At 65.1% G+C, this 553-nt stretch carries 1 protein-coding gene; it reads right to left on the bottom strand.

Annotated elements, in window-relative coordinates; translation table 11 throughout:
- Positions 1 to 77: 77 nt before the first annotated feature.
- Positions 78 to 338, bottom strand: coding sequence for a helix-turn-helix domain-containing protein (locus tag FK268_RS23640; protein ID WP_068626327.1), 261 nt, complete (start codon positions 336 to 338; stop codon positions 78 to 80).
- Positions 339 to 553: the final 215 nt, after the last annotated feature.

Here is a 553-nt window from a genome sequence, read left to right as displayed (position 1 = left end):
CACCAGCATCGTTCGCGGAATCGGCCGGGACGACAGGGAGGCAGTAGGGCGAACCAGCGGCTCGTCCGCCTGGCCGGCTACTCCCCCTCGACCACCGGCGCCGGCAACCCGTCGATCAGCTCCCCCGGGGTGATCTCCAACCCCTCGGCAATCTTCAGGATGTTATGTAACGTGACGTTTCGCCTGCCACGCTCTACCTGCCCCAAGTACGTCCAGTGCACGCCGATCCGTTCGGCTGCCTTCTCCTGGCTGAGCGCCAGTTCCGTCCGCCTGGCGGCCACCCGTCGCCCGAATTCCCGCGTGGCGGGCGTAACGGTCGACTTGGACGGCGGGGGCACCCACTAACCCCACCTGTCACAACCCTGTGAATCCAGAGACTATGAATCCCTAGACTTTGAATCCTGGTACTGTTCTAGCGACCGCACCGGGTGCCACGGGCACCGGGCGCGGCCATTGACCTGCAGAAACCGGGAAAGGGGGTGGGTGACATGCGCGGAGGCGGTGAGTTCGTGGGTGGCGGCGAGTAGGCCCCACGTCACAGAAGAATCAGATC

Source organism: Tsukamurella sputi (assembly GCF_007858445.1).
GTDB lineage: Bacteria > Actinomycetota > Actinomycetes > Mycobacteriales > Mycobacteriaceae > Tsukamurella > Tsukamurella sputi.
The sequence above is the reverse complement of the archived record's forward strand: the minus strand, read 5'-3'. Positions and strand labels throughout refer to the sequence as shown.